29 protein-coding genes and 1 pseudogene are annotated in these 26,643 nt (G+C 66.9%); 12 read left to right on the plus strand and 18 right to left on the minus strand.

The window, feature by feature from the left end; all coding sequences use genetic code 11:
- Positions 1-50: 50 nt before the first annotated feature.
- Positions 51-1,226, minus strand: a complete 1,176-nt coding sequence (locus OH799_RS04405; protein ID WP_406276035.1) for an alkaline phosphatase family protein — start codon at positions 1,224-1,226, stop codon at positions 51-53.
- A gap of 43 nt (positions 1,227-1,269) precedes the next feature.
- The gene (locus OH799_RS04410) at positions 1,270-1,581 is read right to left on the minus strand and encodes a nuclear transport factor 2 family protein (protein WP_406276037.1); all 312 of its coding nucleotides are present in this window, start codon (positions 1,579-1,581) and stop codon (positions 1,270-1,272) included.
- A gap of 230 nt (positions 1,582-1,811) precedes the next feature.
- On the opposite strand from OH799_RS04410, the gene OH799_RS04415 reads away from it, so the two are divergent.
- From OH799_RS04415 to OH799_RS04425, 3 genes are all read left to right on the plus strand, one after another.
- Positions 1,812-2,036 (plus strand): hypothetical protein, encoded by a 225-nt coding sequence (locus tag OH799_RS04415; protein ID WP_406276039.1) that lies wholly within the window; start codon positions 1,812-1,814, stop codon positions 2,034-2,036.
- The gene (locus OH799_RS04420) at positions 2,030-2,242 is read left to right on the plus strand and encodes a hypothetical protein (protein WP_406276041.1); all 213 of its coding nucleotides are present in this window, start codon (positions 2,030-2,032) and stop codon (positions 2,240-2,242) included. The genes OH799_RS04415 and OH799_RS04420 overlap by 7 nt, the downstream gene beginning before the upstream one ends.
- A 104-nt stretch (positions 2,243-2,346) precedes the next feature.
- A complete protein-coding gene (locus tag OH799_RS04425; protein WP_406276043.1) occupies positions 2,347-3,231 on the plus strand; it encodes an LLM class F420-dependent oxidoreductase in 885 nt (294 codons plus the stop codon).
- 18 nt (positions 3,232-3,249) lie between these two features.
- Here the strand turns inward: OH799_RS04425 and OH799_RS04430 are convergent, their stop codons facing one another.
- The 3 genes from OH799_RS04430 to OH799_RS04440 all read right to left on the minus strand — a co-directional run bounded on the left by OH799_RS04430 (position 3,250) and on the right by OH799_RS04440 (position 4,915).
- The gene (locus OH799_RS04430; protein WP_406276045.1) at positions 3,250-3,657 is read right to left on the minus strand and encodes a hypothetical protein; all 408 of its coding nucleotides are present in this window, start codon (positions 3,655-3,657) and stop codon (positions 3,250-3,252) included.
- The gene (locus tag OH799_RS04435) at positions 3,654-3,941 is read right to left on the minus strand and encodes a ribbon-helix-helix domain-containing protein (protein ID WP_406276047.1); all 288 of its coding nucleotides are present in this window, start codon (positions 3,939-3,941) and stop codon (positions 3,654-3,656) included. The genes OH799_RS04430 and OH799_RS04435 overlap by 4 nt, the downstream gene beginning before the upstream one ends.
- Positions 3,942-4,057: 116 nt before the next feature.
- Entirely contained in the window at positions 4,058-4,915 is an 858-nt protein-coding gene (locus OH799_RS04440; protein WP_406276049.1) for a helix-turn-helix transcriptional regulator, read from the minus strand.
- A gap of 100 nt (positions 4,916-5,015) precedes the next feature.
- On the opposite strand from OH799_RS04440, the gene OH799_RS04445 reads away from it, so the two are divergent.
- Positions 5,016-5,735, plus strand: a complete 720-nt coding sequence (locus OH799_RS04445; RefSeq protein ID WP_406276051.1) for an SDR family NAD(P)-dependent oxidoreductase — start codon at positions 5,016-5,018, stop codon at positions 5,733-5,735.
- A gap of 142 nt (positions 5,736-5,877) precedes the next feature.
- On the opposite strand, the gene OH799_RS04450 is transcribed toward OH799_RS04445, so the two are convergent.
- Together OH799_RS04450 and OH799_RS04455 are read right to left on the minus strand one after the other, a co-directional pair.
- Positions 5,878-6,498, minus strand: a complete 621-nt coding sequence (locus OH799_RS04450) for an HAD family hydrolase (protein WP_406276053.1) — start codon at positions 6,496-6,498, stop codon at positions 5,878-5,880.
- Between the two features lie 237 nt (positions 6,499-6,735).
- A complete protein-coding gene (locus tag OH799_RS04455) occupies positions 6,736-7,686 on the minus strand; it encodes an Lrp/AsnC family transcriptional regulator (protein ID WP_406276055.1) in 951 nt (316 codons plus the stop codon).
- An 85-nt stretch (positions 7,687-7,771) separates the two neighbouring features.
- Here OH799_RS04455 and OH799_RS04460 point away from each other — a divergent pair, with 85 nt between their 5' ends.
- A complete protein-coding gene (locus tag OH799_RS04460; RefSeq protein WP_406276057.1) occupies positions 7,772-8,647 on the plus strand; it encodes a VOC family protein in 876 nt (291 codons plus the stop codon).
- 46 nt (positions 8,648-8,693) lie between these two features.
- Here the strand turns inward: OH799_RS04460 and OH799_RS04465 are convergent, their stop codons facing one another.
- The 3 genes from OH799_RS04465 to OH799_RS04475 all read right to left on the minus strand — a co-directional run bounded on the left by OH799_RS04465 (position 8,694) and on the right by OH799_RS04475 (position 11,511).
- Positions 8,694-10,088, minus strand: coding sequence for an APC family permease (locus tag OH799_RS04465; RefSeq protein WP_406276059.1), 1,395 nt, complete (start codon positions 10,086-10,088; stop codon positions 8,694-8,696).
- 120 nt (positions 10,089-10,208) lie between these two features.
- On the minus strand, positions 10,209-11,354 hold the full coding sequence (locus tag OH799_RS04470; RefSeq protein ID WP_406276061.1) for an LLM class flavin-dependent oxidoreductase: 1,146 nt from the start codon (positions 11,352-11,354) through the stop codon (positions 10,209-10,211).
- Between the two features lie 16 nt (positions 11,355-11,370).
- Positions 11,371-11,511: a hypothetical protein gene (locus OH799_RS04475; protein WP_406276063.1), complete on the minus strand. Its 141-nt coding sequence runs from the start codon at positions 11,509-11,511 to the stop codon at positions 11,371-11,373.
- Positions 11,512-12,029: 518 nt separating this feature from the next.
- On the opposite strand from OH799_RS04475, the gene OH799_RS04480 reads away from it, so the two are divergent.
- The 4 genes from OH799_RS04480 to OH799_RS04495 all read left to right on the plus strand — a co-directional run bounded on the left by OH799_RS04480 (position 12,030) and on the right by OH799_RS04495 (position 17,567).
- Positions 12,030-14,237, plus strand: a complete 2,208-nt coding sequence (locus OH799_RS04480; protein WP_406276065.1) for a protein kinase domain-containing protein — start codon at positions 12,030-12,032, stop codon at positions 14,235-14,237.
- Positions 14,238-14,507: 270 nt separating this feature from the next.
- The gene (locus OH799_RS04485) at positions 14,508-15,206 is read left to right on the plus strand and encodes a pentapeptide repeat-containing protein (protein WP_406276067.1); all 699 of its coding nucleotides are present in this window, start codon (positions 14,508-14,510) and stop codon (positions 15,204-15,206) included.
- Positions 15,207-15,565: 359 nt separating this feature from the next.
- Positions 15,566-16,603, plus strand: a complete 1,038-nt coding sequence (locus OH799_RS04490; RefSeq protein WP_406276069.1) for a PP2C family protein-serine/threonine phosphatase — start codon at positions 15,566-15,568, stop codon at positions 16,601-16,603.
- A gap of 103 nt (positions 16,604-16,706) precedes the next feature.
- Positions 16,707-17,567, plus strand: a complete 861-nt coding sequence (locus OH799_RS04495; protein WP_406276071.1) for an SDR family oxidoreductase — start codon at positions 16,707-16,709, stop codon at positions 17,565-17,567.
- A 157-nt stretch (positions 17,568-17,724) separates the two neighbouring features.
- Here the strand turns inward: OH799_RS04495 and OH799_RS04500 are convergent, their stop codons facing one another.
- The 3 genes from OH799_RS04500 to OH799_RS04510 form a co-directional block, all read right to left on the minus strand.
- Positions 17,725-18,495, minus strand: coding sequence for a class I SAM-dependent methyltransferase (locus OH799_RS04500; RefSeq protein ID WP_406276073.1), 771 nt, complete (start codon positions 18,493-18,495; stop codon positions 17,725-17,727).
- Positions 18,492-18,914 carry a hypothetical protein gene (locus tag OH799_RS04505; RefSeq protein WP_406276075.1) on the minus strand — a complete coding sequence of 141 codons (423 nt, stop codon included), beginning with the start codon at positions 18,912-18,914 and terminating at the stop codon, positions 18,492-18,494. Before OH799_RS04505 ends, OH799_RS04500 begins: the two co-directional genes overlap by 4 nt.
- A gap of 222 nt (positions 18,915-19,136) precedes the next feature.
- Positions 19,137-19,781, minus strand: a complete 645-nt coding sequence (locus tag OH799_RS04510; protein WP_406276077.1) for an MFS transporter — start codon at positions 19,779-19,781, stop codon at positions 19,137-19,139.
- Positions 19,782-19,858: 77 nt separating this feature from the next.
- Here OH799_RS04510 and OH799_RS04515 point away from each other — a divergent pair, with 77 nt between their 5' ends.
- Complete coding sequence (locus OH799_RS04515) at positions 19,859-20,536, plus strand: TetR/AcrR family transcriptional regulator (RefSeq protein WP_406276079.1); 678 nt, start codon at positions 19,859-19,861, stop codon at positions 20,534-20,536.
- Complete coding sequence (locus OH799_RS04520) at positions 20,533-21,456, plus strand: NAD-dependent epimerase/dehydratase family protein (RefSeq protein ID WP_406276081.1); 924 nt, start codon at positions 20,533-20,535, stop codon at positions 21,454-21,456. The genes OH799_RS04515 and OH799_RS04520 overlap by 4 nt, the downstream gene beginning before the upstream one ends.
- 315 nt (positions 21,457-21,771) lie before the next feature.
- Here OH799_RS04520 and OH799_RS04525 read toward each other — a convergent pair whose 3' ends face one another.
- Positions 21,772-23,283, minus strand: a complete 1,512-nt coding sequence (locus OH799_RS04525; protein WP_406276083.1) for an FAD-dependent oxidoreductase — start codon at positions 23,281-23,283, stop codon at positions 21,772-21,774.
- Positions 23,284-23,500: 217 nt separating this feature from the next.
- Here OH799_RS04525 and OH799_RS04530 point away from each other — a divergent pair.
- Positions 23,501-23,749 (plus strand): annotated as a pseudogene (locus OH799_RS04530) (CsbD family protein).
- Positions 23,750-24,175: 426 nt separating this feature from the next.
- Here the strand turns inward: OH799_RS04530 and OH799_RS04535 are convergent.
- From OH799_RS04535 to OH799_RS04550, 4 genes are all read right to left on the minus strand, one after another.
- Positions 24,176-24,490 (minus strand): hypothetical protein, encoded by a 315-nt coding sequence (locus OH799_RS04535; protein WP_357264860.1) that lies wholly within the window; start codon positions 24,488-24,490, stop codon positions 24,176-24,178.
- Entirely contained in the window at positions 24,487-24,945 is a 459-nt protein-coding gene (locus OH799_RS04540) for a hypothetical protein (RefSeq protein WP_406276086.1), read from the minus strand. The genes OH799_RS04535 and OH799_RS04540 overlap by 4 nt, the downstream gene beginning before the upstream one ends.
- A 75-nt stretch (positions 24,946-25,020) precedes the next feature.
- Positions 25,021-25,362, minus strand: a complete 342-nt coding sequence (locus OH799_RS04545) for a hypothetical protein (protein ID WP_406276088.1) — start codon at positions 25,360-25,362, stop codon at positions 25,021-25,023.
- A 130-nt stretch (positions 25,363-25,492) separates the two neighbouring features.
- Positions 25,493-26,431: a glycosyltransferase gene (locus OH799_RS04550; RefSeq protein WP_406276090.1), complete on the minus strand. Its 939-nt coding sequence runs from the start codon at positions 26,429-26,431 to the stop codon at positions 25,493-25,495.
- Between the last annotated feature and the right edge of the window lie 212 nt (positions 26,432-26,643).

A 26,643-nucleotide genomic window follows, 5' to 3' on the forward strand; every position in this document is an offset into this window, starting at 1 on the left:
TCCTCCTGAATGTTCCTCGCGCGGTGATGCCCGCGCGATCGGTGTCCAGCCTAAAGCCAGTGCGCGCCGATGTTACGCGGACCGGCCGCGTGGACGACCCGCAGCGGAACGTTCATCTCGGCCGAGGTCAGCGAGCCGTGGTGGCCGACCAGCATCGACTGCAATGGTTCGACACCGCTACGGATGATGCCGCGCCGCGCGCGGGACACGACGACCAGATCGCCGATGCGTTCGGCGACAGCAGGGGTGACCCGTGGCCCGAACCACCCGCTTGTCACGGCCTCGTCCCTGGTGAGCACCGCGAAATCCGCGCCGAGCATGCCCTGCCAGGTCGCTGCGACATCGGACGCCGCGCCGGCTCTGGTGTAGACGTGCCGGGCACGCGCCTCGCCGCCGAGCTGGCGAACGCCGTCGCGCAGCACGGCGGTGGTGTCGAAATCGACGCGATCCTCGAGTTCCACCATGCCGTGATCGGCGGTGATGATCAGTGCGGCGTCGGGTGGCAACTGTTCGGCTATGGCCGCCGCCAGACGGTCGACGTTGGCGAGTTCGCAGCGCCAGGCCAGGGAGGAGGGCCCGCGCACGTGCCCGGTCAGGTCGAGATCGCCGTAGTAGGTGTAGACCAGCGTGCGCGGTCCGGCACGCATCGCCTCGGCCACGGTGGCGACCAAATCGCCGAAGGACACCTGGGGGCGGAACGCGCAGCCGCGCAACACGGCCCTCGTCAATCCCGTCCCTTCCTGGTAGCGCGGCGACACCTGGGCGACCGCGACACCGTCGGCGGCGGCACGCTCGAAAACCGTTGGGATGGGCTGGAATTCCTCTGGCACGAGTTCGGTCCGCAGATCCGATTTGTCCGCTGCGCCGTGCAGCCGCCAGGCGAGCGGATTCAGCAGCCGCTCGTAGCCGGGGATGTTGAGCAGATAGCCGACGATCCCGTGCTCGCCGGGCGGGACGCCGACACCTAGCGAACCCAGGCTGGTGGCGGTCGTCGTCGGAAATCCCGCAGTCAGCGTGACCGGCGGGAGGCCGGAAAGAAACGGCGCCGCAGCGGGATTCGCGGCCAGCGCGTCGGCGCCGAGCCCGTCCACCAAGAGGACACAGACCCTGGCGGCGGTGACTTCGAGACCTAGGCGGTCGTCGGTACCGGGGACGCCGAGCCCTGCGAGGACGGAGGGAAACAAATCGGCCAGGGAGCCCGTACCGTAACGGGGCGCAACGAACACGCCCGTCAGAATGTCAACTTCGGCATCCGGGTGGCAAGGGCGCTCAGGCCTGCCCGGTTTCGAAGCGGCTGATCCTACCGTCGCGGATGGTGAACCGCCAGCTCGTGCGCATCGAACCCCAGCGTGAGTTGGTGTAGTCGGCTAAGAGTTCGGTGCCGCCGTCGCCGACAGACTCGACCTGCATGCGCGCGTTGCTGCCGAAGATCTCCGATTCGGTCCACTGGGCGAGTTTGCGTTCCACGCCGTCGTCGGACATGGTCGCGTCCTCGGTGAGCACCGCGAAGAGCCGCTCCTGATCGTTGGCGTTGAGCGCGTCGACGAATTCCTGCACTGTCGGATCCAGCTGTGCGGTCATCCGTGTCTTCCTCTCGGATCAAGGGGGAAGCGTCAGGCAGCGAATAATTGGCATCCACCTTAGTTCAGTGGCGGTGCGCTCGGCTCGATCAGCGCGGCGAAGGTCTGCATGACATCGTCCACCAGAGCAGATGCGATGCGGAAGTGCTGCACGTCGCCTCGCCGTTCCCCACCGCCCGCCGGACGACGAGCACGAGCTGATCACCACGGCGGGCCGAGGGAGCCCTGCGGGTGCTGCGCGCCTACGTCGCCGTCGGCGCGGTGCGCCGAGTGGTGCTGACCTCCTCGATCACAGCTATCACGCACGGCCACGCCGACGACACGCTGCGCACCGAGGCGGACTGGGCGGTGGTCGAGCGCAGCCCGGCCTGTCAGAAGAGCAAACGCTCGCCGAGCGGGCGGCCTGGGAGTTCGCCGAAAAGCTGCCAGCCGACGGCGGATTCGAGCTGGTGGTGATCAACCTCGGCATGGTGCTCGGACCGGTGCGGTCCGCGTCGACGAGCACCTCGCATGAGCCGGTGCGCAGGCTGCTGGCCAGGGACATGCCCGGCTCGCCCCGCGTCGGCTGGGCCACGGTGGACGTGCGCGATCTCGCGGTGGCACACCGCCTTCGCCCTGGAGACGCCCACGGCCGCGGGCAACCGCTACATCTGCGCAGGTGAGCACATGTGGATAGGGGAGATGGCGGGCACGCTCGCTCAGTGCTGAACCCGGTGATCGTGGGGGTGGGGTGACTGCGCCGAACCCGATTCGCTAGACAAGAGGCGTGACTGCGCAGCGCCCCTTCCGGTTCGGTGTCAACATGGTGGTTCCCGAATCCCGCTCGAGTTGGATCGAAAAGTGCCGTAGGGCAGAGGAACTCGGCTTCGACGTGATCGGCGTCGCTGACCACCTCGGCCTGCCCGCGCCGTTCCCGGCGATGATATTGGCCGCCGAGGCGACCGAGCGGGTACGGCTGAACACGTTCGTGCTCAACACCCCCTTCTACAACCCGGTGCTGCTGGCCCGCGACGTGGCGGGCGCCGATCAGTTCACCGACGGACGGGTCGAACTCGGCCTCGGGGCGGGCTATGTGCAGGCGGAGTTCGAAGCCGCGGGAATCCCGTTCGAGAGCGGGCGCAAGCGGGTCGAGCACCTGGAGAGCACGGTGATCACGCTGCGCCGGCTGTTCGCCGATCCGGAGTACCAGCCGCGGCCCGTGCAGTCGTACGGTCCGCCTCTGCTCATCGGCGGCTGGGGCGACCGGCTGCTGCGCGTGGCCGCGGAGCACGCCGATATCATCGCCTTCACCGGCGCGGCTGCCGCACGCAACGGCGCGCCATTGCAGATGGCTGGACTTGCCGAAACGGAGGAGCGCGTCGCCTACGTGCGCGAACTGCTCGGCCCTCGCTTGGACAAGGTCGAGTTCAACATCCTGGTGCAGCGCGTGGTCCCGCCCGCCGAACGCGCGAGCGTCCTCGAGATCTTCGGCCCCGCGTTGCCTCCCGATGTCGCAGACACCCCGGAAGAGCACCCCATCCTGCTCATCGGCACCCCGGAGGAGATGGCCGATCGTCTTCGTGACCGCCGCGACCGTTATGGCATCAGCTACGTCACCGTTCTCGAGGACAGTATGGAAAAGCTCGCCCCCGTCATCCACCTACTGCGCTGACCGCCGCACGGCCGAATGTCAGGGCAACGGGTCGATGATCACGCGGGGATCGATCTGGCGGAGCTTCTTCGGACGGCTGGTAAGGCAGGGCCAATCCCGCGTGACCGCTTCGCGGGTGGCGTGGCCCGCCGCGATCAGCGCCTCGGCCGTCGGGTTGCCGATGATGTCGACGCCGAGGCGTTCCGCGGTCGTTCGATCGAATGCCGGGATCACGGTGTGCGGGAGTCCGAGCAACACTGCGAGGATGTCGAGCCGGTCGGCCCGAATATGCGCCCGCGCCGTGGCGAGGACGGTGCTCGGGACCACGATGGTGTTGCCCGCGCTCACCGTCGCCCAGGCGACCGCCTGGGCGTAGTTGGCGCGGTTGGCGAACGCGATGACGGCGGCGGCGTCGAAGACGACGCCACCCAGAGCCCCGGCCCTCACGCGGCGCCGGCGTGCGGTCCGCCCGCCTCCTCTTCGGACAGCGGCGGTAACCCCTGTGCGGCGCGGGCGCGGTTGATCAGATCCAGCGGCGGGCGTCCGCCGAAGACCTCCTCCAGCTTGGCCAGCGATTCGGACTGGTTGATCCCCGCCCGCACCGATGCGGCGACGAACGCGGATACCGAATCGATGTTCCCGGCCGCGCGCCACCGTTCCAAAATCGCGACGACATCTTCAGGCAGTGTGACGGTGACCTTCCGCGTTCTATGGTCCCGAGGCGACGGCATACCACGACTGTATCCCGGCGCTGCGCCCGCCGGGAGGGCGATTACGCGGCTTTGCGCCAGAGCAGGGGTGTACCGCCACCTAAGCTGCGGCTGCAGCCCGCGGGAGTAGTTTCGGCCTAACCGGAAGGCTCCGCCACCGTGAACTGTTGCGTTCCGGTAACCCGGAGCAGATCCAGCGCCGAGGCTTCGCGACTGCCTGGGGCCGCGGAGTAGACGACCACGGCCTGGTCGGTATCCGGAACCAGCAGGGTGTCGCACTCCAGCCGCAGCGGCCCGAACTCCGGGTGGTCGACGGTCTTGCTCGCGCTGCGCCACTGCCCGGAGCGCCGCTCGTTCCACAGCTGCTCGAACCGTGGGCTGCGGGAACGCAATTCGGAGATCAGGCGGAGCAGGTCCGGATCGTCGGGGTAGCGAGCGCGGGCGCTGCGCAGGCTAGCGACCGAGAATATCGCGGCGTAGTCGGCCTCGGCGGGCGTCATAGCGACCCGCCCACGATCGGTGCCGAGGAAACGCTGCCAGATGATGTTGCGCTGTGCGGGCGGCCAGGCGGTGAAGTCGCCGAGCAGCGCAGCCGCCATCGAATTCCACGCCAGCACGTCGGCTTTCGCCGACAGCACCAGCGCGGGCAGATCCGCCATACGGTCCAGTAGGCGCAATACGCTCGGCCGGACGACCATTTCTATCCGGCCCTGCTGCGGTGGCGCGGCGCCCGCGAACTGGAAAAGTAGGGTGCGGTCCTCATCGTTCAGCCGTAGCGCGCGGGCGAGCGCGGCGAGCACCGAGCTGGACGGGCGGGGACCACGCCCCTGCTCCAACCGCACCACGTAGTCCACGCTGACGCCTGCGAGCTGAGCGACTTCCTCGCGGCGCAGCCCGGGAACCTGTCGGCGCGAGCCCGCGGGCAGGCCGACGTCGCCCGGGCGCACCCGGTCGCGTGCCTGCCTGAGCAATGCGGCCAGTTCGGTTCGATCCACGGTCCGATCATGCCGCAGCCGGTTCGAGCCGGGGTGGGATCGCTACTCCCAGGAGTTGGGGGCCCTGGTACGCCGCGCGCACGAACGCGATGCTCATGGCATGAGTGAGACGACAACGGCCCTGGTAACTGGCGCGAACAAGGGGCTGGGACGCGAAACCGTGCGCAGGCTCGCGGGCTTGGGCTGGCGGGTGTTCCTGGGCGCACGGGACGCGGAGAGGGGCAAGGAAGCTGCGACGGAACTCGCCGAGATCGGGCTGGATGTCGAGTTCGTCCAGCTCGACGTCACCTCGGCCGCGTCGATCGCCGCCGCAGTGGAGGCGGTCGGGCAGCGCACGCCGCAGCTGGACGTGCTCGTCAACAACGCGGGTATCGGAGGCACCCGCAAGACGCCGCAGGACGTGGAGGCTGCCGACTTCCGCGCGGTGTTCGAGACCAATGTGTTCGGTCCGGTGCAGGTGACAAATGCGTTCCTGCCGCTGCTGCGCGCCGCCGCACAACCGCGGATCGTGATGGTCTCCAGCGGCATCGGCTCACTGACGCGGACCTCGGACCCGAGCCGGATCGAATCCACACTGCTCGGCCTGCCCTATCCGGCGTCGAAGACCGCGCTGAACATGATCACCTCGCAGTACTCGCGCGCACTGCCGGGCATTCAGGTGAACGCGGCCGACCCCGGGTACACCGCGACAGATCTGAATGGACACTCCGGTTTCCAGACCGTCACCGAGGGGACCGACGCCGTCGTCCAGCTGTCCACGATCGGCCCGGACGGGCCGACGGGCACATTCTTCGACCGCACCGGGCCCGTGCCGTGGTGAGGGGTCTCGGCGACTAGACCGCACACGGCGCCCTCGAACAGAGTTATCACGTCGGCGTCGCGGGGCTACTTTCCGACCGGGACCCACGATGTGGTAATCCCGCCGAATACCTGCACCGCCCGATACACCGAGCGGACCGCCGCTAACCCGCGACGGCCGCGCCGAGCTGCGTCGCGAGCCAACCGGGGAACTCGGTCAGGTCCGCGAGGACGACGTCGGCACCCGCCGCACGCAGCTCGTCGGCCGCGCACGGCCCGGTGGTGACGCCCACCGCGACCACGCCGGCGGCCCGCGCTCCGCGCATGTCGCCGACGTGGTCGCCGACGAATAGATCCGCCCGCTGCTCGCGCAACGCGGTCGCCTTGGCCGCCGACCACAGATCACCCGCCAGATAATCGATCCGCCAGCCGAGTTCGTCGATGTGCAGCCGAGCGAGGGGGGCGTGTTTGCCGGTCACGACGAGTACCCGCCCGCCGCGCGCCTGGATCGCGGCCAACGCGGCCTGCGCACCTGGCATTGCGGGGATGCCGGACACGATGGACGGGTAGATCGCGCGGTAGCGCGCGACAAGCGCGGGAACAAGTTCCTCCGGGGCCCCGGCTTCGACCAGCAGGCTGGCCAGTGGCGGCCCGAGCCGATCGGCGAATTCGGCGCCAGACAGCGGGAGATCGAATTCGGCGGCGACGGTGTCGATGGCCTGTGCGACACCGGGTCGCGAGTCGATCAGCGTCATATCGAGGTCGAATCCCACTGTCCAGGTCACCACTCGACCCTAAACCAGCGTCCGCGGCATTCCCGGACAGCAACCGACCGATGCTCGAAATCTTTCGCGTCTGCCACGGCCGTATCGCAAGAGCTGTGGGGCTTGTCTTCGCTGCAGCGTGACGTCTGAAGCCCGACTGCCTGTCCGAACGCTGCCGCCCAGCTATTGCGATGGGCTCACCGGAGAAAGGTGGAAGCCGCTGCTCCGCGAAGATTCTGCATCCGACTGGACCTTGCGTCAGGCGGATCGCGGCGGAGCGGCGCGCTTGGCGTAGCCGCTGATCGGGCTGACTTCCATTCGCTCGATCCCGTCCAGCGCGGCGATCCGCTCGGTGGTGTAGTGATATAGCGCGTCGATGTCTCGGCAGACGAGGCAGACCAGCAGATTGCTCGCTCCGGTCGTTGCACCGACGAACGCCGCTTCTCGGTCGGCGGCCAAGGTGTTCGCGACGGCAACGAGACGCCCAGGGCTGACAGTCAGCCACAGCAGGCTCTGCACGGTGAACCCGAACAGTGCGGGATCGATCTCGACATCGAAGCCGAGGAGCCGGGCACGGCGCAGTTCGTCGACTCGACGGCGCACCGCGGATTCCGACCAGCCGACCGCCCGTGCGAGCTGCGGATACGCTGCCCGCCCGTCGGCCGCCAGCATGGGCAGTAGACGCTCGTCGAGGTCGCTCAGGACGATCGGTCCGGCACCAGTCTGCGGGGGTGTCCGCAATGCCGCGACCTGCTCGGCCGACAGCGCCGACATTCGGCCCTGCCAGCGGTGTTGCATGAAATGTCGAAGTACCCGGTATACGTCTATGGCGAGCACGGCTGGGTGGCGGGCAAGTTCGGAAAGTGGCGCTTCGGCCGGTACGCGGAACAGACAGGCGATCTCCGCGCCGCTCGACACCACCGTCACCCAGGCGGTGTCGGCGCGGCGAGACAGCGCCCGAGCGAGGGCGGCGGTGGCATCCGGTCGCACGCGCAGGCGAACCAGCCATTCGGCGTTGCCCACGCGTCTGGTGTCCGCCACCCCGGTCACACGCAGTCTTCCAGTCGCGAGCAGTCGACTGTAGCGACGGCCAAGGGTCCGCTCGGAGACGTCCAGTACCGGTGCGAGGCGGCTGAACGGCGCGCGGCCGTCGAGTTGTAATGCGTGCAGCAGTCTCCGGTCGACGACGTCCAAGCTGACCGAATCCACTCTGTCAGGGTAGGGCAGTGTCGGATTCCGGCGTATCGGCCGCGGTGAAGGACCCGGGGACCATGAACTGAACAGGATGGGCGGTGTGCAGAAAACGATCGATGCCATTCACCACACCGGAATTCTGACTCGCGATCTGGATGGGTTGGAACGCCGATACACCGACCTCGGGTTCACCTTGAGCCCACGCTCGCGGCACCTGCTGAGCGCCCGACCCGGCGAGCTGCCCACCGAAGGCTGCACCGCCAATCGGTGCGCGCTGTTCGGCGGCTCTTACCTCGAATTACTCGGTATCGTCGACGAGTCTGCGCCAGACCCATGGCACACCAAGGCGATGGCCGACGATTACGAGGGCTTCCGGCTGCTGAATCTCGAAACCGGCGACATAGAGGCGGCGCGTGGGCAGCTCGTCGCAGCAGGCGTGCACGCCTCCGGGATCCTCGACCTGGAGCGAGACGTCGAGACCGAGGACGGTCCCCGCACGGTTCGGGCGCGCGCGGTGCACGTGGATCCGAGTTCGACGCCGGAGGCGATGCTCGGCGTCGCCCAACATCTCACCCGCGAGTACGTGCACCAGCCACGCTACCTATCACACCCGAACGGAGCCCGTGGCATCACGGCTGTCCTGATCGTCGCCGTCGACGCCGAGGCCGCCGCGATCACCGAACGCTACTGCCGGATACTCGGTGCGTCGGCCGTGCGCAATGGTGCGCGGGCAGTGCTGGAGATGGGCGCCGGGCAGCTCGAAATCGTGCGCGCGTCGGACGCTGTTGCCGTGCTGCCGCGCGAACCTATCCCAGCCCCGTCATATCTGGCCGCCATGACTATCGCGGTGGACGAACTCGGCGTCGCGCGCGGCATCATCGAAGACGCGGGCGTACCCACCCATGGGACGGCCGAAGGGTTCTTCGTCTCCGCCCGCGACGCCTACGGCGCCGGTCTTTTCTTCGTGGAGGCCTGACTCAGGACTTGGGTGCCGGGTGGTCGGGAGAAGCAGTGGCGGTGCGTCAACCCCCTACCAGCGTGGAGCGTTCGCGTCCGTAGCCGAAATAGACCGCGCTGCCGACGAGCACCCACACCGCGAACCGCACCCAGGTGAGCACATCGAGGGTGGTCGCGAGCAGTACACAGCCGATCAGCGCGAGAACCGGAACCAGCGGAACGAGCGGGGTGCGGAACGGGCGCTCGCGATCCGGCTCCACCCGGCGCAGCACCAGCACCCCGACACACACCACCGCGAACGCCGACAGCGCGCCGATGTTCACCAGCTCGACCACTATGTCGATCGGTAGCAGCCCCGCGATCACCGCGCCGAGGCCGCCGAGCAGCAACGTCAGCCGCGCCGGGGTCGAGCGCTTGCCGGTCGCCGCGAGCCCGTACGGGAGCAGTCGGTCGCGGCACATCGCGAACATCAGCCGCGCCTGGGCGTACACGATCAACAGCAGTCCCTTGGTGAGGGCGATGATCGAAGCGATCACGATGACGTCGCCGATCCAGCCGATCTGCAGAGCGCCGAACGCGGTTGCGATCGGCGCACCGTTGTTCAGTGACGCGAACGGAACCATGCCGGTGAGCACCGCGCTGACCAGCCCGTAGAGCAGAGTGGCAATGAGCACCGTGCTGATGATGGCGAACGGCACGTCCCGGCGCGGCTCACGGGCCTCCTCCGCCGATGTGGCCACGACGTCGAAGCCGAGAAACGCGAAGAACGCGATTGCTGCTCCACCGATGACGCCGCCGAGTCCGAACGGCGCGAACGGCGTCCAGTTGCCGACGTCGATGTGCGGCGCGCCGACGGCCACCACCAGCACCAACACGCCAATGGTTACCCCCACGAGCGCCTTGGTGATCCGCGCTGTGAGCGTCACCTCGCCGACCAGCACCGCGACGATTGCGGCGATGATCAGCACGGCGGGCAGGTTCACAACGCCGCCTTCGGCAGGCCCGCCGGCCAGCGCCTTCGGGATGGTGATGCCGAACAATGAGTCCAGTGCCGACACCGTCGTCCCGGACCAGCCGATCGCCACCGCGGCACCGGCGATGACGTACTCCAGCAGCAGGTTCCACCCGACGAGGAACGCCGGGCCTTCGCCGAGCGTGGCGTAGGTGTAGGCATAGGCGCTGCCGGAGACGGGCACCATCGCCGCGAGCTCGCAGTAGCACAGCGCCACCAGCACACAGACGGTTCCGGCCAAGGCGAACGACAGCATGATCGCGGGCCCGGCCTTCTCGGCGGCGGCCACGCCGGTGATGACGAAGATGCCCGCACCGACGATGGCTCCGACGCCCATGGCGGTGAGATCGAGCCGGCCGAGCCTGCGCGCGAGCGTAGGCTCGCCTGCCGCGATCGTCGCGGTGTCGGGCAGGCGGCGGCGCCATCGCCCAGCTGGTGCGGTGGTCATGACTCCCTCACGAAATGGTCTACCGGTCGCGGCCGGTAGACCGAACGGTAGACGATTCTCGCCGCGTGGGGCGACGAACCGATAACTGGGGGTGTCACGGCCATACCGGCCGCGCGGTGCTCAGCTGCTGGACGACACCGCGAAGGGCGTGGCGGCGGCGACCCGCACAGTGCGGTTCGGGTGTCGCCACAGCCCCTTGCGTTCGAGGATGGGCAGCACCCCCTCGCCGAACCAGTACGCCTCTTCGAGGTGCGGGTAGCCGGACAGGATGAAGTGTGTGATGCCAAGCTTCGAGTACTCGACCAGCCGTTCGGCGACCTCGGCGTGCGACCCGACCAGCGCGGTTCCCGCGCCGCCGCGCACCAGGCCGACGCCCGCCCAGAGGTTGGGCGCGATCTCCAGCCGATCGGTACGACCGCCGTGCAACTCAGACATCCGGCGCTGGCCTTCGGATTCGCTGCGGGCCAGATTGGCCTGCACCCGCTCGACATCCGCCGGTTCGATGCCCGCGAGCAGGCGATCGGCCTCGGCCCACGCCTGCTCGGAAGTGTCCCTGCTGATCACGTGGACGCGCAGGCCGTAGTCGAGCACACGCCCGTTGTCCACCGCGAGGCTGCGAATCCACTCCAGCTTCCTGCTCACCGCGAGCAGCGGTTCGCCCCAGGTGAGGTAGGTGTCGGCGTAGCGGGCCGCCACCGGACCGGCCGGTTCCGACGAGCCGCCGAAAAACACCGGAGGAAGCGGGTCCGGCCGGTTGCCCAGCAGTGCCTCCTGCACGCGGATGTGCTCGCCGTCGAAGGTGACCGGCTCGGTCGAGTTCCACAGCTCCCGCACCACGTGCAGGAACTCGCCGGTGCGTGCGTAACGCTGGGTCTTGTCCAAGAAGTCGCCGTAGGCCTGCTGTTCGTGTAGCTCGCCGCCGGTCACGACGTTCAGCAGTAATCTGCCTCGCGAGTGCCGCTGGAAGGTGGCTGCCATCTGCGCCGCGAGTGTCGGGCTGACCAGGCCGGGCCGGAACGCCACCAGGAACTTCAGCGTCTCGGTGGTATCCACCATCATGGCCGTGGTGAGCCACGCGTCCTCGCACCAGGCGCCGGTGGGGGTCAGCACGGCCTCGAAGCCGTTGTCCTCGGCGGCCGCGCCGATCTGGTTCAAGTAGCGCAGGCTGGCCGGACGGTCGCCGGACATAAAGGTGCCGTGCCCGCCCGCGACCAGGCTGCGGGAGTCACCATAGGTGGGTAGGAACCAGTGGAACGACAGACTCATGCTGAGCCAACTCCCTTCAGGAGGCCGGGGGCAATATGTCGTTGAAGCGGGTGTCGGTGTAGTCGGCGATCGACACATTGCGCGGATAGGAGAGGCAGTGCGCCTTTTGGGCGCCGCAGTGATCCATGCTGAGCGCTCGGCGGGCCGGAGTCACCATTTGGGACCACCGCGGTTTTTATTCGAGTGCCACGCCTGTCACTATCCACAACTAGAGGTAACCTCAAATAACATATACTCTGGCCGCAGCGTTCGCCCCCAGTGTCGGCGGACCAGACGAAACGGGTACCTCGATGACGCGGGATATCGACGTACTGATCATCGGCGCAGGCCCTGTCCGGAATGGGCATGGCCCGCCGTCTCACCAGAGAGCGGACCGGGAGCAGCTACGCGATCCTCCTGGTAATCGGCATGGACTCGCTGTACTTCGATCGCGGCGCCGCGATCGAGCCCTCCGACTCATGACGTAGTGCACGAGCAGCGCCAGCGGGCTCCGGTGCTCCGCCCTGAGCAAGTCTGCCGTGGCCGATCCCCGGTCGACACCCACGCGCTCGTTTCGGAGCGATACCCTTGAGCAGGGAGGACTGGCGATAAGGAGATGATGTGGGGCAACCACGATACCGGGCCACATCGCGCGTAGCCGCCATGTGATCGCCTGGGGCTGATCTCGAGCTACCGATGCACGAGCCGATCGATCTGGTCGATTCAGCTGAACGAACCCGCACAGCGCTTGCCACTGTCGTGGCACTGTTTTCAGAGGCTTGGGCGTCCGGGTCCCCACCCGACCTGTCGGCATACCTACCCCATGAACCGGCTCAGCGGCGAACGATATTGATCGAACTGATCAAGATCGACCTCGAATACCGCTGGCTTCGTCATCACTTTCCCAAACGACTGAGCGAATATCGTGCGGAATTCGCAGAGCTGCAGAATGGTCCGCTTCCAGCCGAGTTGGTCTACGAGGAATTCCACGCCATGCGCCGGGGCTCGCACGCGCCGGCGACCATGATCGCTGAGGCCGCCGCCATGGCGACCGGCCCTGAACCGGCACGGCTCATGGGCGATTACCGCAGCACGATGATTGCTCGTCCAAGTGCCCAAGTAGTCCTCGACGCCATCGACGTCGGCGACCATATCGACGATTTCGACCTGCTGATGCGAATCGGGGCCGGCGCCTTCGCCAAGGTGTATCTCGCTCGGCAACAATCGATGCAGCGACTGGTCGCGGTCAAGATTTCCCACAACCACGGCAACGAGCCACAGACCCTCGCCCAATTGGACCACGAATACATCGTGCGTATCTACGACCAGCGACTCATCGCCGATGGCGACCTGAAGCTGCTCTATATGCAGTACCTACCTGGGGGAACGCTGCTCGATGTGCTGCGCTTACAACGCACGACGCCCGCGGAACACCGTAGTGGGCAACTGCTGCTCGATGCCATCGACAATGTACTTGCCGATAAGGGCGAGGTTCGGCCCACAGAATCTGCCATTCGGACACGAACCGCCGCACTGACATGGCCGGAGACCGTCGCCTGGCTGGGCCGCCGACTCGCGGAGGCACTCGAGCATGCGTCCGAACGAGGGGTGTTGCATCGAGACATCAAACCCGCGAACGTGCTGCTGAGCGCGGAGGGAATCCCGAAATTGGCCGACTTCAACGTCAGCTTCAGCACACGCGTCACAGGTACGAATCCCCTGGCGTACTTCGGCGGATCACTGGCGTACATGTCGCCCGAACAGCTCGAAGCCTGCCATCCGGACTTGTCGGCGACTGCTGCCGACCTCGACACCCGAAGCGACATCTTCGCGTTGGCTGTCATGCTGTGGGAGTTGCTCACCGGACGACGCCCGTTCGCGGACGAAACATTCGCAGGCGAGTCGGAGACGTCGCTGGCCCGCATGCTCGAACTGCGGCGCAGACCGGTCGAGTCCAAGTTCTTGGCGGATCTTCCTTCGGATTGCCCCATGGCGCTGCGCCGAGTGCTTCTGAAGTGTCTGTCGTCTGACCGCGGAGACCGCTACTCGTGCGGATCGGAATTGGCCCAGCAGCTCGACTTGTGCCTCGAGGAGAGGGCCCGCGACCTTGTCTATCCGCTGCCGAACAGTTGGCGGGCACGACTTTCACGACGGCCCACCCCCATTCTGTGGTCATCTTCGATGGTCGGCGTCGGCCTGGCTCATGTCTACCTGGCCGCGCACCTCGAGGAACTGATCGCCGCGCGCCTGCCCGATGCCACCGCCTGGCAGCTCTACAAGGGCACCATCATTTTCTATCTCTGTGCCTTTCCGCTGTCCGTCCTCGTCTACGTATACATATCGCATGATTTGCTCGCTGTTCCTCGCGGCTTGCGCGATGGCAGACGCTACGACGAGGTAATGCTCGCGCGGGTGCGGTCGCGAACCCTTTTCTGGGGCGATCTATGTGCGATGAACACGCTGCTGTTCGCGGTTCTCGGAACTGTGACGGGGGTGATGCTGCTTGTCTGGTTCACCGAACTCCCGGCGCGGATGCTCGTCCATGCGGCAACGACCGTTTTGGTGACGGGCACCATCTCGGTGGCCTACACGTTTTTCCTTTCGACGTTCTACGTTGTCCGCTGTGTTTATCCCATCTATTTGCGCCACGGCCGCACCACGGCGCGCGACTCCGCTGATCTTCGCGCGCAGCGTCGAAGAACCACGGTCTATCTCGCGGTGACGGCGTCGGTACCGCTGGTCGGGGTGCTGGCCGGATTCAGTGCACTCGAGCCTGCGGAGCTTCCGCTCGTGCGCGATTCGGTTCTGGGGTTGTGCGCGGCCTCCGGGCTAGCGTTCGTCGCCATTTATTGGTTGTTCAGAAAGTTGGATGCAGACCTGCGTGCGCTCGAGCGGGTGGTCTAGCAAATTTGCTGCAGCCCATACGCCTTGGTCGCCGCCCTGCGTAGTCAGGTTGAAAGTTGTTCGTGCAGTGATGTCCGAGAATGGTCAGCAGCGAACACCTGTTGGAGATGACTGGCGATACCGTGGCCGGCCCGCGCAGCGGATCTGCTTGCCGCCCAGCAGACCATGAGCACGCCGCAACAGCGTTACCTGCCCACACCCGTACCGCTCGGTTCGAATGCGACCGGCGAGTGAGTCCACGGTCGCACCCGGCCCGTCGAAGCTGTCGGCGTGGACCGCCATACTCGCGAGGCGACCGACCGCCGCGACGAACTGGAGGAGCGCATGCCGCGTGAGCTCGATGACCTGCCCTACGCCCAATACCTCACCGCACCGGAGGGCGACTTCGAGCCCGAAGGCGACTACGACTGTGTGCGGGTGGACGGCGGCCGGTTCGACGACGTCGACGTGCCGAACGCGCGGTTCAGCGAGTCCGCGTTCACCTCGATGGTGATCAACCGGGGAAGCATGCGGTACACCCGGTTCACCGACGTATGGCTGCGCCATGTCCGCTGGGTGGGTACCGAACTCGCCGACACGGTCTGGATGGACGGCGAGCTGGTCGCCGGCGCCCTGTCCGGTGTCGATTTCACCGGTGCGAGCCTGCGACGAGTGCGATTCGAGGGCTGCAAGCTCGACTCGGTCAACTTCCGCACCGCCCGGTTGCGTGAGGTCTCCTTCATCGATTGTGTGCTGCGCGACTGCGACTTCGGCGATGCCGAGCTCACGAAGATCATCGTCCCCGGATCGCGGCTGGGCGGGCTATCGCTGAACAAGGCCCGGCTGTCGAAGGTGGACCTGCGTGGTGCGGCCGACCTGGACATCACCGACGGACTCGACGCGCTGCGCGGCGCCACGATCAGCAGCATGCAGCTGATGGCCCTGGCGCCTGTCTTCGCGAGGGCCATCGGCGTCACCGTCGCGGACTGACGTGCGCAGTCGACCGACTGCTCGGTAGAACTCCCGACGAAGGCCGTCCTGCGCCCGGTGCGGCCTTGCAGCGAGTGCTGTGCGTCGTCAAGACGCCAAACTGCTCGCCTGCCCCTTATGTCCGATATCGGACACTGTGCCGGTCGCGGCCCGGATTAGATCGAGCCGACACGGGATCTGCCTCCGAGAAAGCTCCCGTACTATTCCGAGCGGAGTCGCCGGGCCGGGGAGATGAAGGAGGACGGTGTGAAACCTTGCACCAGCAACGGGCCACTGCGGATACGGCCGGGCGCACTGCATGCGAACAACGCCGCCGCCGCGTCGGTATCGATGGGCATGGGCGGCCCGAGGACACGCCGATGAGCGACGATGGGATCGACCTACGTTGCGCGGGGTGCGCCGCCGTCGGCCTGGACAGCAACGTCTGCCCAGCGTGCGGACGCGAACTCGGGTACCGGTTCGTTGCGCTGCCGAGCCACGATCCGAGTCCACGTGGCCCGTGCGCGGGCTGCGGCAGCGACCGCTACAACGCCGAAGGGCGTTGCGTGGAATGCTGTCGGCCGCAAGCACGCCGAGATCGCTGGGAGGCCGATCTCGGGACGGTCGCGGCAATCACCGATCGCGGCCTCGTCCATGAACGCAACGAGGATGCGGTCGCAGCCGCTGTGGTCGATGGCGCGACCTCTGGGGCACCCGCAGCCACCGTGATAGCGGTGAGTGACGGCGTGTCCACCTCCACACAGCCGCAGGTGGCCTCCGGTGCCGCGGTCCGAGCCGGCGTGCACGCGACCGTCACCGCACTCGCGGGCGGGCAGGCACCGACCGAGGCCATCATGACCGGGCTTGCGGCGGCGGCGCAGGCGGTCCGGGATGTCGATGTCGCCGACGGCCCGGCTCCGTCGTGCACCTACGTCTGCGCGATCGTGCCGCACGCCGCGGAGACAACCGAGATCACCATCGCCAACGTGGGTGACAGCCGGGCTTATTGGCTGCGGGCCGATTCTGCGGACGGGGCGTGGAACGCGCCGTCGCAGCGGCTGAGTGCCGACGATTCGTGGGCCCAAGCCCTCGTCGACGCGGGCGCGATGGACGAGCGCGCAGCCATGAACGATCCACGTGCGCATACCCTGATCCGCTGGCTCGGCGCGGACAGCCCGCCCAGGCCGTGGGCGGACAATTGCGTGCGGACAATACGCACCGTCGGCCCAGGTGTGTTGCTGCTGTGCTCCGACGGTCTGTGGAACTATCTGCCCGCTCCAGCCGCCCTGGCGGGACCGGCGACAGCGGGCACTCCTTTGGCGGCGGCCCGCGGCCTGGTCGAGTTCGCGTTGCGCTCCGGCGGCGGTGACAACATCACCGTCGCGGTGGCTTCGGTTCCGCGATGTGCGGATCGGTGAATATCGAAGCAGACAACGGCCATCACAGTTGCCCGAACAGTAGCTTCTCTGCGGTCTACCTTTCATAGACAATGCTGTTCATGGTTGCGTATGGTCGTCCACTATGACGAAGTTCGGCGGCAAAACCTGTCTGATTACCGGGGCGGCCAGCGGTCTCGGCCGCAGCACGGCGCTCGCGGCCGCGGCCGAGGGCGCCGCCCTCGTCCTCACCGACATCGCCGAGGATGGCCTGCACCGGACCGCTGACGACGCGCGGGCGGCAGGAGCGACCGTTCACCTCGCCGCGACCGCCGACGTCAGCGACCATGACCAAGTGGTCGCGCTGGCGGCCGAGGTGCACGCCGACGTCGGCAGCGTCGACATCGTCATGAACGTCGCGGGGATCGCGACCTGGGGCACCGTCGATCGCCTGACCCACCAACAGTGGCGGCGCACCATCGACATCGACCTGATGGGTCCGATCCACATGATCGAGGAGTTCGTCCCGCCGATGATCGCGGCGGGACGCGGCGGCCACATCGTGAATGTATCCTCGGCCGCGGGCCTGTTCGGCCTGCCATGGCACGCGCCCTATAGCGCGGGAAAATTCGGTCTGCGCGGGGTGTCGGAGGTGCTCCGGTTCGACCTGCGCCGCCATGGCATCGGAGTGAGCCTGGTGTGCCCGGGGGCGATGGCTACACCGATGGTCAACCGCGTCGACATCGCGGGCGTGGATCCCACGGCCGACGCGGTGCGGCGCGGTATGTCACTGTTCATGCGGCACGCGGTCACGCCGGAAGCGGCCGCTCGGGCGATCGTGCGCGGCGTCGAGCGCGACAAATATCTGATCTTCACCTCGTCCGACATCCGCGTCGGCTTCTGGGCGCAGCGCTACATCCCGCCCGCATACACTCTGGCGATGCGCGGTCTGAACTGGGCGATGACTCGCTACATCGATCAGAACGCCGCGGCCCCCGCACGCTGACGCTGCCGCGGTCCTCGCACGGGAGGCGGTACGGCCCGGCTGCTGCCGCGGCTACTTGCCGGCCGCCGCGACACGGATCGGCCGCCATGGCTTCCCCGGGTCGCCGGTCCCGCGTCCACGAGGGTCCAACGTACGGCTGAACGTTTCCCTGCTCCGTTCAGGGTTTGCGCCCTGTCACCAAGAGATAGGGATCGACCAGCACGGGGGCGTGAGTGTCGGAGTGTGCGCACGCATCAAGGTATTCGTCCAGTCGGGTGCTCGCCTGGTGCCACCGGTTGAGCGTCTCCAGTCGCGTTCGCATGGCCGCCAGTCCACCCATCCGCTCGGTGACCTGATCGGCGAGGCTTCGCTTCCCATCCAGCGGCAACCGCAACGCGTGGGATCGGACCTCGATCGTTTCCAGCCCGGAACTCGCCGCTGCTCGCTCGGCCGCTTCGGGGTTGCTCCACAGACTCGGGAAAGACGGCGGCGGTGCATCCAGTTCGTCGGCCAGTATCGTCCGTGCCCTGTTCGGCCACCCTTCTGCGCTGAGCGTGGTGAACGCGACCGGTCCACCGGGGCGCACGCATCGCACCAACTCCGAGAGAGCACGTGCTCGATCGTGCGCGAAGATGATCCCGAACACCGACACGCCGGCGTCGACATGTGCTGTCGGCAACGGAAGGTCTTCTGCATCGGCCACGACGAACTCGGCATCCGTGGTCGGGAGTCGTTCACGGGCCGCGTCGATCTGCTCGGGTGAGGAATCCACACCGATGACTCGTGCCCCACGATCGAGGGCGACCACGGCAGCGTTTCCCGTACCCGTAGCGCTGTCCAGCAGAACATCACCGTGACGCAGACCCAATGCCGCGACCGCCACCTGCGACGCCGGAAACAGGTACTCGGCAGTCCGCGAATATCGCGCAGGGACCCAGCGCTGGTTCATCGTTCACGCCGTGCGGTTGCAGATCTCGAAGCTGATGATTTGACCAGTGCGGAATTCTTGTGCTCGGTGATGATGTCGCTGAGCCGGAATACGTTTCGCGGATCCGGCAGCAGGTGTCGTTTGGCGAACACTGCTGGGCGGGCCAGGCGGCGCACCGCGTAACTGAACGCCGCCGGCGGTCGTGTGATGCCAAGGGTGTTGATGACGTGTTCTTCGGAGAAGGTCAGGGCCAGCCAGCGTCCGAACCAGCGGAGTGGCCGCGGGAACCAGCGGGTCGCGAACTGATCGATGAGCGCGTTCGCGAGGCGCCGTCCGGCCTGCGAATACGCGAAGTCCGTGCTGTGCTCGTAGGATTCGAGGAGTTCTTCCATGTCCTGCCAGGTGTGCGGGATATCGGCGACGCCGAGGCGTTCCGACACTGTGCGCCAGTGTATGAGTTGGGCGCGGCGTTCGTTCTCGCTCAGTCCGCGAGCCCCCGCGACATGTCGCAGGAGGCGGTCGTAGATGAGGGTGAAGACCGCGGCGCTGTGCTGGAACGACGAATACGAAGCAGGCGAGCAGCGCGAGCCCGGTCACGATCAGGGCGCCCGCCACGGTGCGGGTCGACTCGTCGCCGAGTGCGCCGATGGCGTAGCCGATGATCAGCAGCGCTGCGGTGCCGGTGATCGCGCCGGGCACGTCGAGCCGGCCGACGGCACGATTCGACCGTGCCGGATCCGGCGGCAGCACCCGGACAAGGGCCAGTGCCAGCACACCACAGGCAGGTTGATCAGGAAGATCGACGGCCAGTCGAACAGATCGGTAAGTGGTCCACCGACCGCTGTGCCGATGGCCGCGCCCGCCGCCCCCATGGCGCTCCACACGCCGAAGGCGCGGTTGCGCACGGCAGGTTCGGTGAACGTCGTGGCGAGCAGTGCCAGCTGAGCAGGGATCACCACGGCCGCGCCGAGGCCCTGCAACGCCCGGGCGGCAATGAGGGCTGCCGGCATTGTGGCGAAACCGGCCAGCGCGGATGTCACCGTGAAGGCCGCGAGGCCGCCCGCGAACACCCGGCGCGGACCGAGCAGGTCGGCGGCGCGCCCGCCGAGCAGCATAAATCCGCCGAAGGCCAGCAGATAGGCGTTGGCCCCCCAACCCAGTCCCGCCTCGTCTAGACCGAGGTCCGCGCCGATGCTGGGCAGCGCCACGTTCAGCACGGTCGTGTCCAGGAAAACGACGAGATGGACGACGGTGATCAACAGCAGGATCAGCCGGTCTCTTGCCCCGAGTACACCTCTGCTCGCCATGAGCACATCCTCTCGCTAGAGCATCACTACAGTCAGAATTGACTAGAGTACTACTCTAGTCAAGTAGTATCTAAGGCATGACAGGGAAAAGCACCGGTGTGCGGGCGGCCAAGACGACGGCCAACCGAGCCAAAATGCTGGCAGCCGCACGGGAACTATTCACCACCCGCGGCTACACGCCGACCACGATGAAGGCCATCGCCGATGAGGCGGGCATGGCAGTGCAGACGCTGTACTTCACTTTCGCCACCAAGCGCGCGATCCTGTCCGAACTACTCGACGTCGAGATCGCCGGCGACACCGAACCGGTCGCCACCATCGACCGTCCGTGGTTCGCGGCGGCGGTGGCGGCTGCGCCCGCCGAGCAGATCCGGCTTCAAGTCGCCGCGGCGGCAACGATCTACGCCCGTGTCAGTCCGCTGCTCGAGGTGATCCGGTCGGCCGCCACGACCGACCCTGAACTCGCCGAGCTCTGGCAAACCAATATCACCCAGCGTCACCTGGTCCAGCTACACCTCGCCGAGGCTCTCGCCGCCAAGACGCCACTGCGGGCGGGCATCACCGGGGCCCGAGCCGCCGACGTCGCGCTCGCCGTGCTCGCCCCGGAGACCTACGGGCTGCTCGTTCACCAACGCGGCTGGACTGGTGCCGAGTGGGAATCCTGGGCCACCGACGCTCTCACCCTGCAGTTGCTCCCGCCAGGACTGTCGCGCGGGAACACCATGGCAACGCGCGGGCCGAAGGACGCTCGATGAGTGTGCTGGTGCTGGGCGGATACGGAGCGGTCGGCGCACACCTGGTACGAATGCTACGCACGGACGGCATCCCGGCGCTGACGGCCGGACGCGATGCAGCACGTGCGGACCGGGTGGTCGATGTCACCGTCGTGGAGAGTTTCAGGACCGCGTTGGCCGAGGTGTCGGTCGTGGTGAATTGCGCAGGCACCGAAGATGTCCGGCTTGCCGATGAGTGTGCCCACCACGGGATTCCGTTCGTCGAGATCTCCGCGACCTCCGCATACGTGCAGGCATTACAGCATGTCGAGGGGCCGGTAGTACTCGGAGTCGGATTGGCGCCCGGCTTGACAACCCTGCTCGCCGTTGACACGCTGTCGAACGACCTCGGCCCGGTCGACATCATGATCTGCCTCGGCTCTGGCGAACACCACGGCCCCGCCGCCACGGCTTGGACCTACCGACTGATGGGAGAGCACTTCCCCGACCCCGACGGCACCAGCATCCGCAACTTCACTAAGCCTGCATATTTCAAGCTTCCCGAACAAGCTGGGTGCAAGCCGTTCCCGGCGCTGCGCGTCGACTTCGCCGATCAACACCGGCTCACGCGCGAATTCGGTGTCCCGGTCCGCACCTACCTGAGACTGGACTCCCGTCTCGCCACCGCCGGACTGGCCGGTCTCACGTGGGCGCCGGCGCTACGAGCGCTCGCACCACAGCGAATGCCCGGCAGCGACCGATGGGTGGTACTCGCCCGAGCTGCCAACGGGCCGATACGGTGGGCGGCCGGCCGTGGACAATCTCTGGCTACCGCCGCCGTCGCCGCCGCGACCGTTCGGGAAATCGCACGTCACCGAATCACCGTGCCGACATGGATCCACGAACTACTCGAGATCGGCAAGCTGCGGCACGATTTACCAGTGACATGTATCAGACTCTGACATTCCCGACAGGTATATTGCCGCCACCAAACGCTCTATAAGGTTCCGAACTTGGGCGTGGAGAATCTCGGCCACAGCAACCAGCGCGCTCGCAGCACCCGAAAGGTCGTAAGCCGCCGCCTCGACGCCGGATCCCCTCAGGACGAACTCGGGGCTCGACCCATGCCAGTCGCCGTCGGGGGCGTCCGGCTCGCGCGGTGGTCGGTGGTAACGCCGAGGTCGGGCAGGGGAGAGGAGGAGTGGCCGTCGAGGCGTAGAGGGCTGGTCTTCCATGCCGTCGAGGCTGAACCTCACGGGTCGGGCCCGCCAGCTGGGTCAGCGCGGATCCTCCGAGGCATGAAAGACGGTGAGAGGCTTGGTGGCTGGACCTTCCAGCAGCGTGCCGTCGGGCGCGAACCGGGAGCCGTGCAGCGGGCAGTCCCAGGTGCGCTCGGCGTCGTTCCAGTGCACGATGCCGTACAGGTGCGGACACACCGCGGACAGTCGGGTGGTAGTGCCGTCGACCGTGCAGGTGGCGGTGGGCCGCAGTCCGTGTCGTTCGACAGAGCCGCCGCCTTCGGCCGGAACCTCGCCGTAGCTGGAGCCATTCACAACGACCCGCAGCCAGTCTGTCGAAAGGTGCCGGGCCACTGCGGAATTCACGCGGGCCGCGGCCGGGAGCGCTTTCAGTTCGTCCGGACGCCAGCTGGCGAACGCTCCGGACCAGCGCGGTGGTTTGCCGGTAAGCCTTCCGGCCAGAGCGATGCTGGCCGCGACACCGTTGGTCATGCCCCACTTGGCATAGCCGGTGGCCACCAGGATGCGCTCCATACCGGGCAGCAGGGGTCCTGCGTAGGGCAGCTCGCCGACCGGCGCATAGTCCTGGGCCGACCACTGGTAGATCGGTTCGGCGGTGGGGAACCAGGTCTGCGTCCAACTCACCAGGTCGGCGGCCTTCGCGCGCGTCGAGCCGCCGCGGCCGACCACGTGGCCATTGCCGCCGACCAGCAGCAGATCGCCCTCAGATTCCGGGGCGTAGCGCAGCGACCGGGTGGGTTGTCCCGCGCTGATATACATGTCGTGCGGAATGGGTTCGTTCACGCGGAAAGCGGCCAGATACGAGCGCTGCGGGGTGAGTCTCGCGAAGAACCCGCCGCGGTCCAGAATCGGTGTGCCCGTAGCGAGGATGACAATGCCCGCGGCCAGGTCGCCATGCTCGGTCGCAATCACCAGGTCACCATCTCGGTCGTGGTGCACCGCCCGGGCCAGCGTCGATTCGTAGATCGGCGCGGCATGGGATTCGACCTCGGCGGCCAGCGCGGCCAACAGTTTCATCGGGTCGACCTGCGCCTGGTCCGGCAGCCGTACGGCGCCGTGGCTGGGGAAGGGCAGGTCGAGTTCGTCGACCATTTCGGTGGGCAGCCCCGCCTTTTGCGTCGCGGCGTATTCGGTTCGCACCGCGGCCTTTTCGGACTCGGTCTGCGCGTAGGTGAATGCCGACGCCCGCTGCACCGGCACCCCACGCTGAGCACAGAAGCGCAGCAACCACTCCTGGCCTTCGCGATTGGCGTCGACGTAGGCGCGGACGGTGCGGTCGGCATGGTGGCGCGCGATCTGCTGTGCGCGAGTTCCCTGGAGGAGGCTGATCTTTCCGGTGGTGGCGCCGGTAGTGCCCGTGCCGACGCGCCGCCCTTCGACTACCGCCACCTGGATGCCACTCTGTGCGAGCAGTAACGCGGTCACCAGACCGGTGAGCCCGGCGCCGATCACGACGGTGTCGAAGCGCGATCCGGGCGTCAGCCGCAACCGCGCCGGCACCTGGGCATCATGCAACCACAATGACGTCATGGGTCCGGCATAGCCGGTACCGACGTGCTGAAACGCACTCGGCAAAATATGCGTATACGCCGGTTCCCGCCGAAGGTACTTCTGCTCATCCCGCCGTGCCGACCCATATTCGGCGGTCGCAATCCAGAACCCCGACAGCGTGGGGTCCTGATTGAGCCTGTGTACCCCCGGTACGCGATCGATGTCCCTGGTAACCGATATTTCGGAGGTGGATATCGTGGCCGAACACAAGAGCGGACCCCGGGAAGGGCTCGAAGGCGCCGTGGAAGGCGTCAAGGGCAAGGTCAAGTAGGTTGCCGGAACGGTCTTCGGAAAGGACGATCTGCGGGACGAGGGCGAGGCCCAGCAAGACAAGGCCGGATCTCAGCGCGAAGCCGCTCAGAAGGAGGCGGCCGCCGAGAAGGAGCGCGCCGAGGCGGCGGTCGATGAGAAGCGTCAGCGTGCCCACCAGAGCGGACGACAGTAGTCCACGTCGGCGGTGACGGAGGGGTTGTCAGGCTTTAGTCGGACAACCCTTTTTATTCCGACCGGCCGCCAATGAATTGCCCGGAGTACCGAATTACCCAGAGCGCGCTGCGGTGTGTAGGAGTGCGGCTTCGGTAGCCTCGTGTACAGCCAGCAAGCGCGCCAACTCCTCTAGCGGTTCCCGAAGTTCGCTGTCCGATGCGGACAGCATCTCATCGACTAATTCGCGCATTCTGCTGTGCTGCACGAGCAATAAATCGACGACGTTCTGGTGGTGGCGCGTCGTTGTACTCGTCATATTTTTGCCTTACTGTTCCACGTGTTCCACTGCCGGTCGGAAGTGGCTGGCATCTCGGCGGCATTGGGCCGGAGGCCGGGGGCCGGATCAACGCGCGCCGCCTCCAGTGCCGGGCCGCGGCGCGACCAGCTATTTGGGCACGAGGACACCCGAGAGGTCAGCCTTGCGGATCGGCGTGTCCGGATTGGCCTGCGCTGAGCACATCAGTTCGATCGCCGCTACCGCGGCGTCGATGGTGCGATCCTCGCTCGGCGGCGCGTTGCCACTGCGTTCCTGCTCCAAGAATTTCGTGACCGTAATGCGCTGTTTGTCCGCGTCCTGGGCGACGAACTCGCTGCATTTTGTGTCGCCGCCGCGATTCACCGCCTTCTTCGCCTCGTCACCGCAACCGACCACGGCAGCAGTCGTGACCAGGCAAGCCGCTATGGCATGTGCCGCTCTCATCGGCCGAACCCCGCGAGGCCCGAGGCTAGATCCGGGATGTCGAGCGCCTCGAGCGCCTGCTGTCGCACATCCGGGCAGTTCTGGGTGGTGATGGCGTCGACGACTGAGCGATCTCGAACGACCGTGTCGTTCAGGCCTCCGTTGCGGGCGGCCCAATTGTGTACGGTGCCGTTGAAACTCACCTTGCCGACCGTGGGTCCTTGGCCGCGCCAGCGGTCGATTTCCGGACGGATCATGTCGCACAACTGTTTCGCGGCCTCGGGGGTGATCTCGTCGGTGTTGGGCACCTGCGACGAACTCGGCGTAGGCATCGTGATCGAAACCGTGGCATCGGTCGGGGAGGTGGGCGGGGAATCGACGTCCTTGTCATCCGCGCACCCGACCAGGACCGGGCCCGTCACTAGCACACCGGCGATCAGCAAGGCCCGCGTCGCACGGTAGCGATGGTGTGTCATGTCGTCTCCTCCGAATCGAAACCGCTGGTAACGCACAGCGTCACGATTTGGCATACCCCGCTCGACCGCGCCGAATCAGTGGCCGCCTGGATCGGTCAGCGCACGTCCTTCGCGCGCCTTGACTTTTCGATGCTCGGCGATGATCAGGAATACGCCGGTGAGCAGACACACCGCGGCGACGATGCCTCCGATGACGGCCCAGCCTTCGAAGCCGTAGCCCGCGGCGGTCAAGGTGAGCGCGACGGTGACGACGCCGACCCCGACGAGGATCATCCCGGGCCAATTCCGAGCGTCTTCGATGGCTTCGCCCGCATGACTCCGGGCGGTTCTCGCGTGGTCCGGGAAGCTGTGCTCCCGGGGCAGGCCATGCCCGGCAGGGTCGTATCGCTGAGTGGGTTCATCGGGTCCGGGAAGCATGAGGATGTCCTTTCGTCCTGACTTCGAACGGGGTGTTCGACCGGATACCCCGTTCGAAGCGGACCAACCGGTGTCCGCAGGAGCCGTTCGGTGGCGGCCGCTGTCCAGTCCGGCCACCAGGACTGCTTACTTATCCGCCCTGTCCGTCGGCGATGTAGGTCAGCAGGCGGTCCCACCTCGCGACGAACTCGTCGATGCCGAAGTTGGCCTGCGCCCAATGCCGGGCGGCCTTTCCCGTCAGCTGGGCGAACATCGGTTCGTGCAGGAACTGACGGATCGCCTCGGCGAGGATGCCCGGCTCGGTGGACACGACACCTGCCTCTGCCGGGATGGATGCCGAGGCCTCGGTGGTGCCGAGCGCCACGATCGGCATCCCGAGGTACATCGCCTCGATCACCGACATGCCCAGGGATGTCCAGCGTGGAACGTGCACGAAGACCCGCCGGCGGGCCAACTCGACGTGTAAGCGATCCTGCGTGAAGTCGCCGACACCGCACACCCGTTGAGGATCGACCCGAAGTGCCCTGTGTAGCCCCTCGGTGCCCATCCCGTAGACGTCGATCGGTGCGGCGTCGGACAGCGGATCGAGCAGATCAGTGCCGGTGATCCGCCAGCGCCGCACCGGCTCGTTGATGATTGTGGCGGCTCGCGGGAGTTCTCCGGTGTAGAGATGCCCTGGATCGAGCACGCCGTGCGGGATGACCGTGGTCGGGCACCGCCCGTTGTCCCACATCAGCCGATTGAAGTGCGTGACGTGCACGAGCTGGATATCGGTGCGGTCGGCCAGGACATGCCGCGTGAGCGCCGCGTGCTCGGGTGGCGTGTCGTGCTCGACGTAGATCGCGGGAAGGTCGGAGCCGGGGGACCGGCGCAGCCATTCCGAAACCAGGTCCAGTTCGTGCGGACGTTGCAGGACAACGACATCGATGTCTTCGTCGGCGAGGTCGGCTGGTGCGATCTCGATGGCATTGCCGGGCCAGTCGCGACCGCGGCGGCCCCGTGCCCAATCACCGAGTTCGGCGTCATACGGCAACAGATATCGGTGGCGCCCCTGTACGAACGAGGTCATCCAGAAGCCGTGCACATGCCAGACGAGGACGTTCAGAGATCTCGTTGCCCCGTTCGAATGAGTCGTCGGAGCTTCCATATCTGCCGAGTGCCCGCGCCACCACGTCCGAAACCCGGGGGCAGGCGAACGTGTACATGTGCTGGACCCGGGTACGCGGACAACGAGTGGCCGGACGGCCGGCGCACTCATTCCGTCACGAGGAGGAGGAACTC

It is taken from the genome of Nocardia sp. NBC_00881, assembly GCF_045207455.1.
GTDB lineage: Bacteria > Actinomycetota > Actinomycetes > Mycobacteriales > Mycobacteriaceae > Nocardia.

Coding starts and splice junctions, on each gene's coding strand:
- OH799_RS04410 (WP_406276037.1), bottom strand. CDS start 1,581: ATGACCGCACAGCTGGATCCGACAGTGCAGGAATTCGTCGACGCGCTC.
- OH799_RS04435 (WP_406276047.1), bottom strand. CDS start 3,941: ATGCCGTCGCCTCGGGACCATAGAACGCGGAAGGTCACCGTCACACTG.
- OH799_RS04445 (WP_406276051.1), top strand. CDS start 5,016: ATGAGTGAGACGACAACGGCCCTGGTAACTGGCGCGAACAAGGGGCTG.
- OH799_RS04465 (WP_406276059.1), bottom strand. CDS start 10,088: ATGACCACCGCACCAGCTGGGCGATGGCGCCGCCGCCTGCCCGACACC.
- OH799_RS04470 (WP_406276061.1), bottom strand. CDS start 11,354: ATGAGTCTGTCGTTCCACTGGTTCCTACCCACCTATGGTGACTCCCGC.
- OH799_RS04475 (WP_406276063.1), bottom strand. CDS start 11,511: ATGGTGACTCCGGCCCGCCGAGCGCTCAGCATGGATCACTGCGGCGCC.
- OH799_RS04480 (WP_406276065.1), top strand. CDS start 12,030: ATGCACGAGCCGATCGATCTGGTCGATTCAGCTGAACGAACCCGCACA.
- OH799_RS04490 (WP_406276069.1), top strand. CDS start 15,566: ATGAGCGACGATGGGATCGACCTACGTTGCGCGGGGTGCGCCGCCGTC.
- OH799_RS04495 (WP_406276071.1), top strand. CDS start 16,707: ATGACGAAGTTCGGCGGCAAAACCTGTCTGATTACCGGGGCGGCCAGC.
- OH799_RS04500 (WP_406276073.1), bottom strand. CDS start 18,495: ATGAACCAGCGCTGGGTCCCTGCGCGATATTCGCGGACTGCCGAGTAC.
- OH799_RS04510 (WP_406276077.1), bottom strand. CDS start 19,781: ATGGCGAGCAGAGGTGTACTCGGGGCAAGAGACCGGCTGATCCTGCTG.
- OH799_RS04515 (WP_406276079.1), top strand. CDS start 19,859: ATGACAGGGAAAAGCACCGGTGTGCGGGCGGCCAAGACGACGGCCAAC.
- OH799_RS04520 (WP_406276081.1), top strand. CDS start 20,533: ATGAGTGTGCTGGTGCTGGGCGGATACGGAGCGGTCGGCGCACACCTG.
- OH799_RS04525 (WP_406276083.1), bottom strand. CDS start 23,283: ATGACGTCATTGTGGTTGCATGATGCCCAGGTGCCGGCGCGGTTGCGG.
- OH799_RS04535 (WP_357264860.1), bottom strand. CDS start 24,490: ATGAGAGCGGCACATGCCATAGCGGCTTGCCTGGTCACGACTGCTGCC.
- OH799_RS04540 (WP_406276086.1), bottom strand. CDS start 24,945: ATGACACACCATCGCTACCGTGCGACGCGGGCCTTGCTGATCGCCGGT.
- OH799_RS04545 (WP_406276088.1), bottom strand. CDS start 25,362: ATGCTTCCCGGACCCGATGAACCCACTCAGCGATACGACCCTGCCGGG.
- OH799_RS04550 (WP_406276090.1), bottom strand. CDS start 26,431: ATGACCTCGTTCGTACAGGGGCGCCACCGATATCTGTTGCCGTATGAC.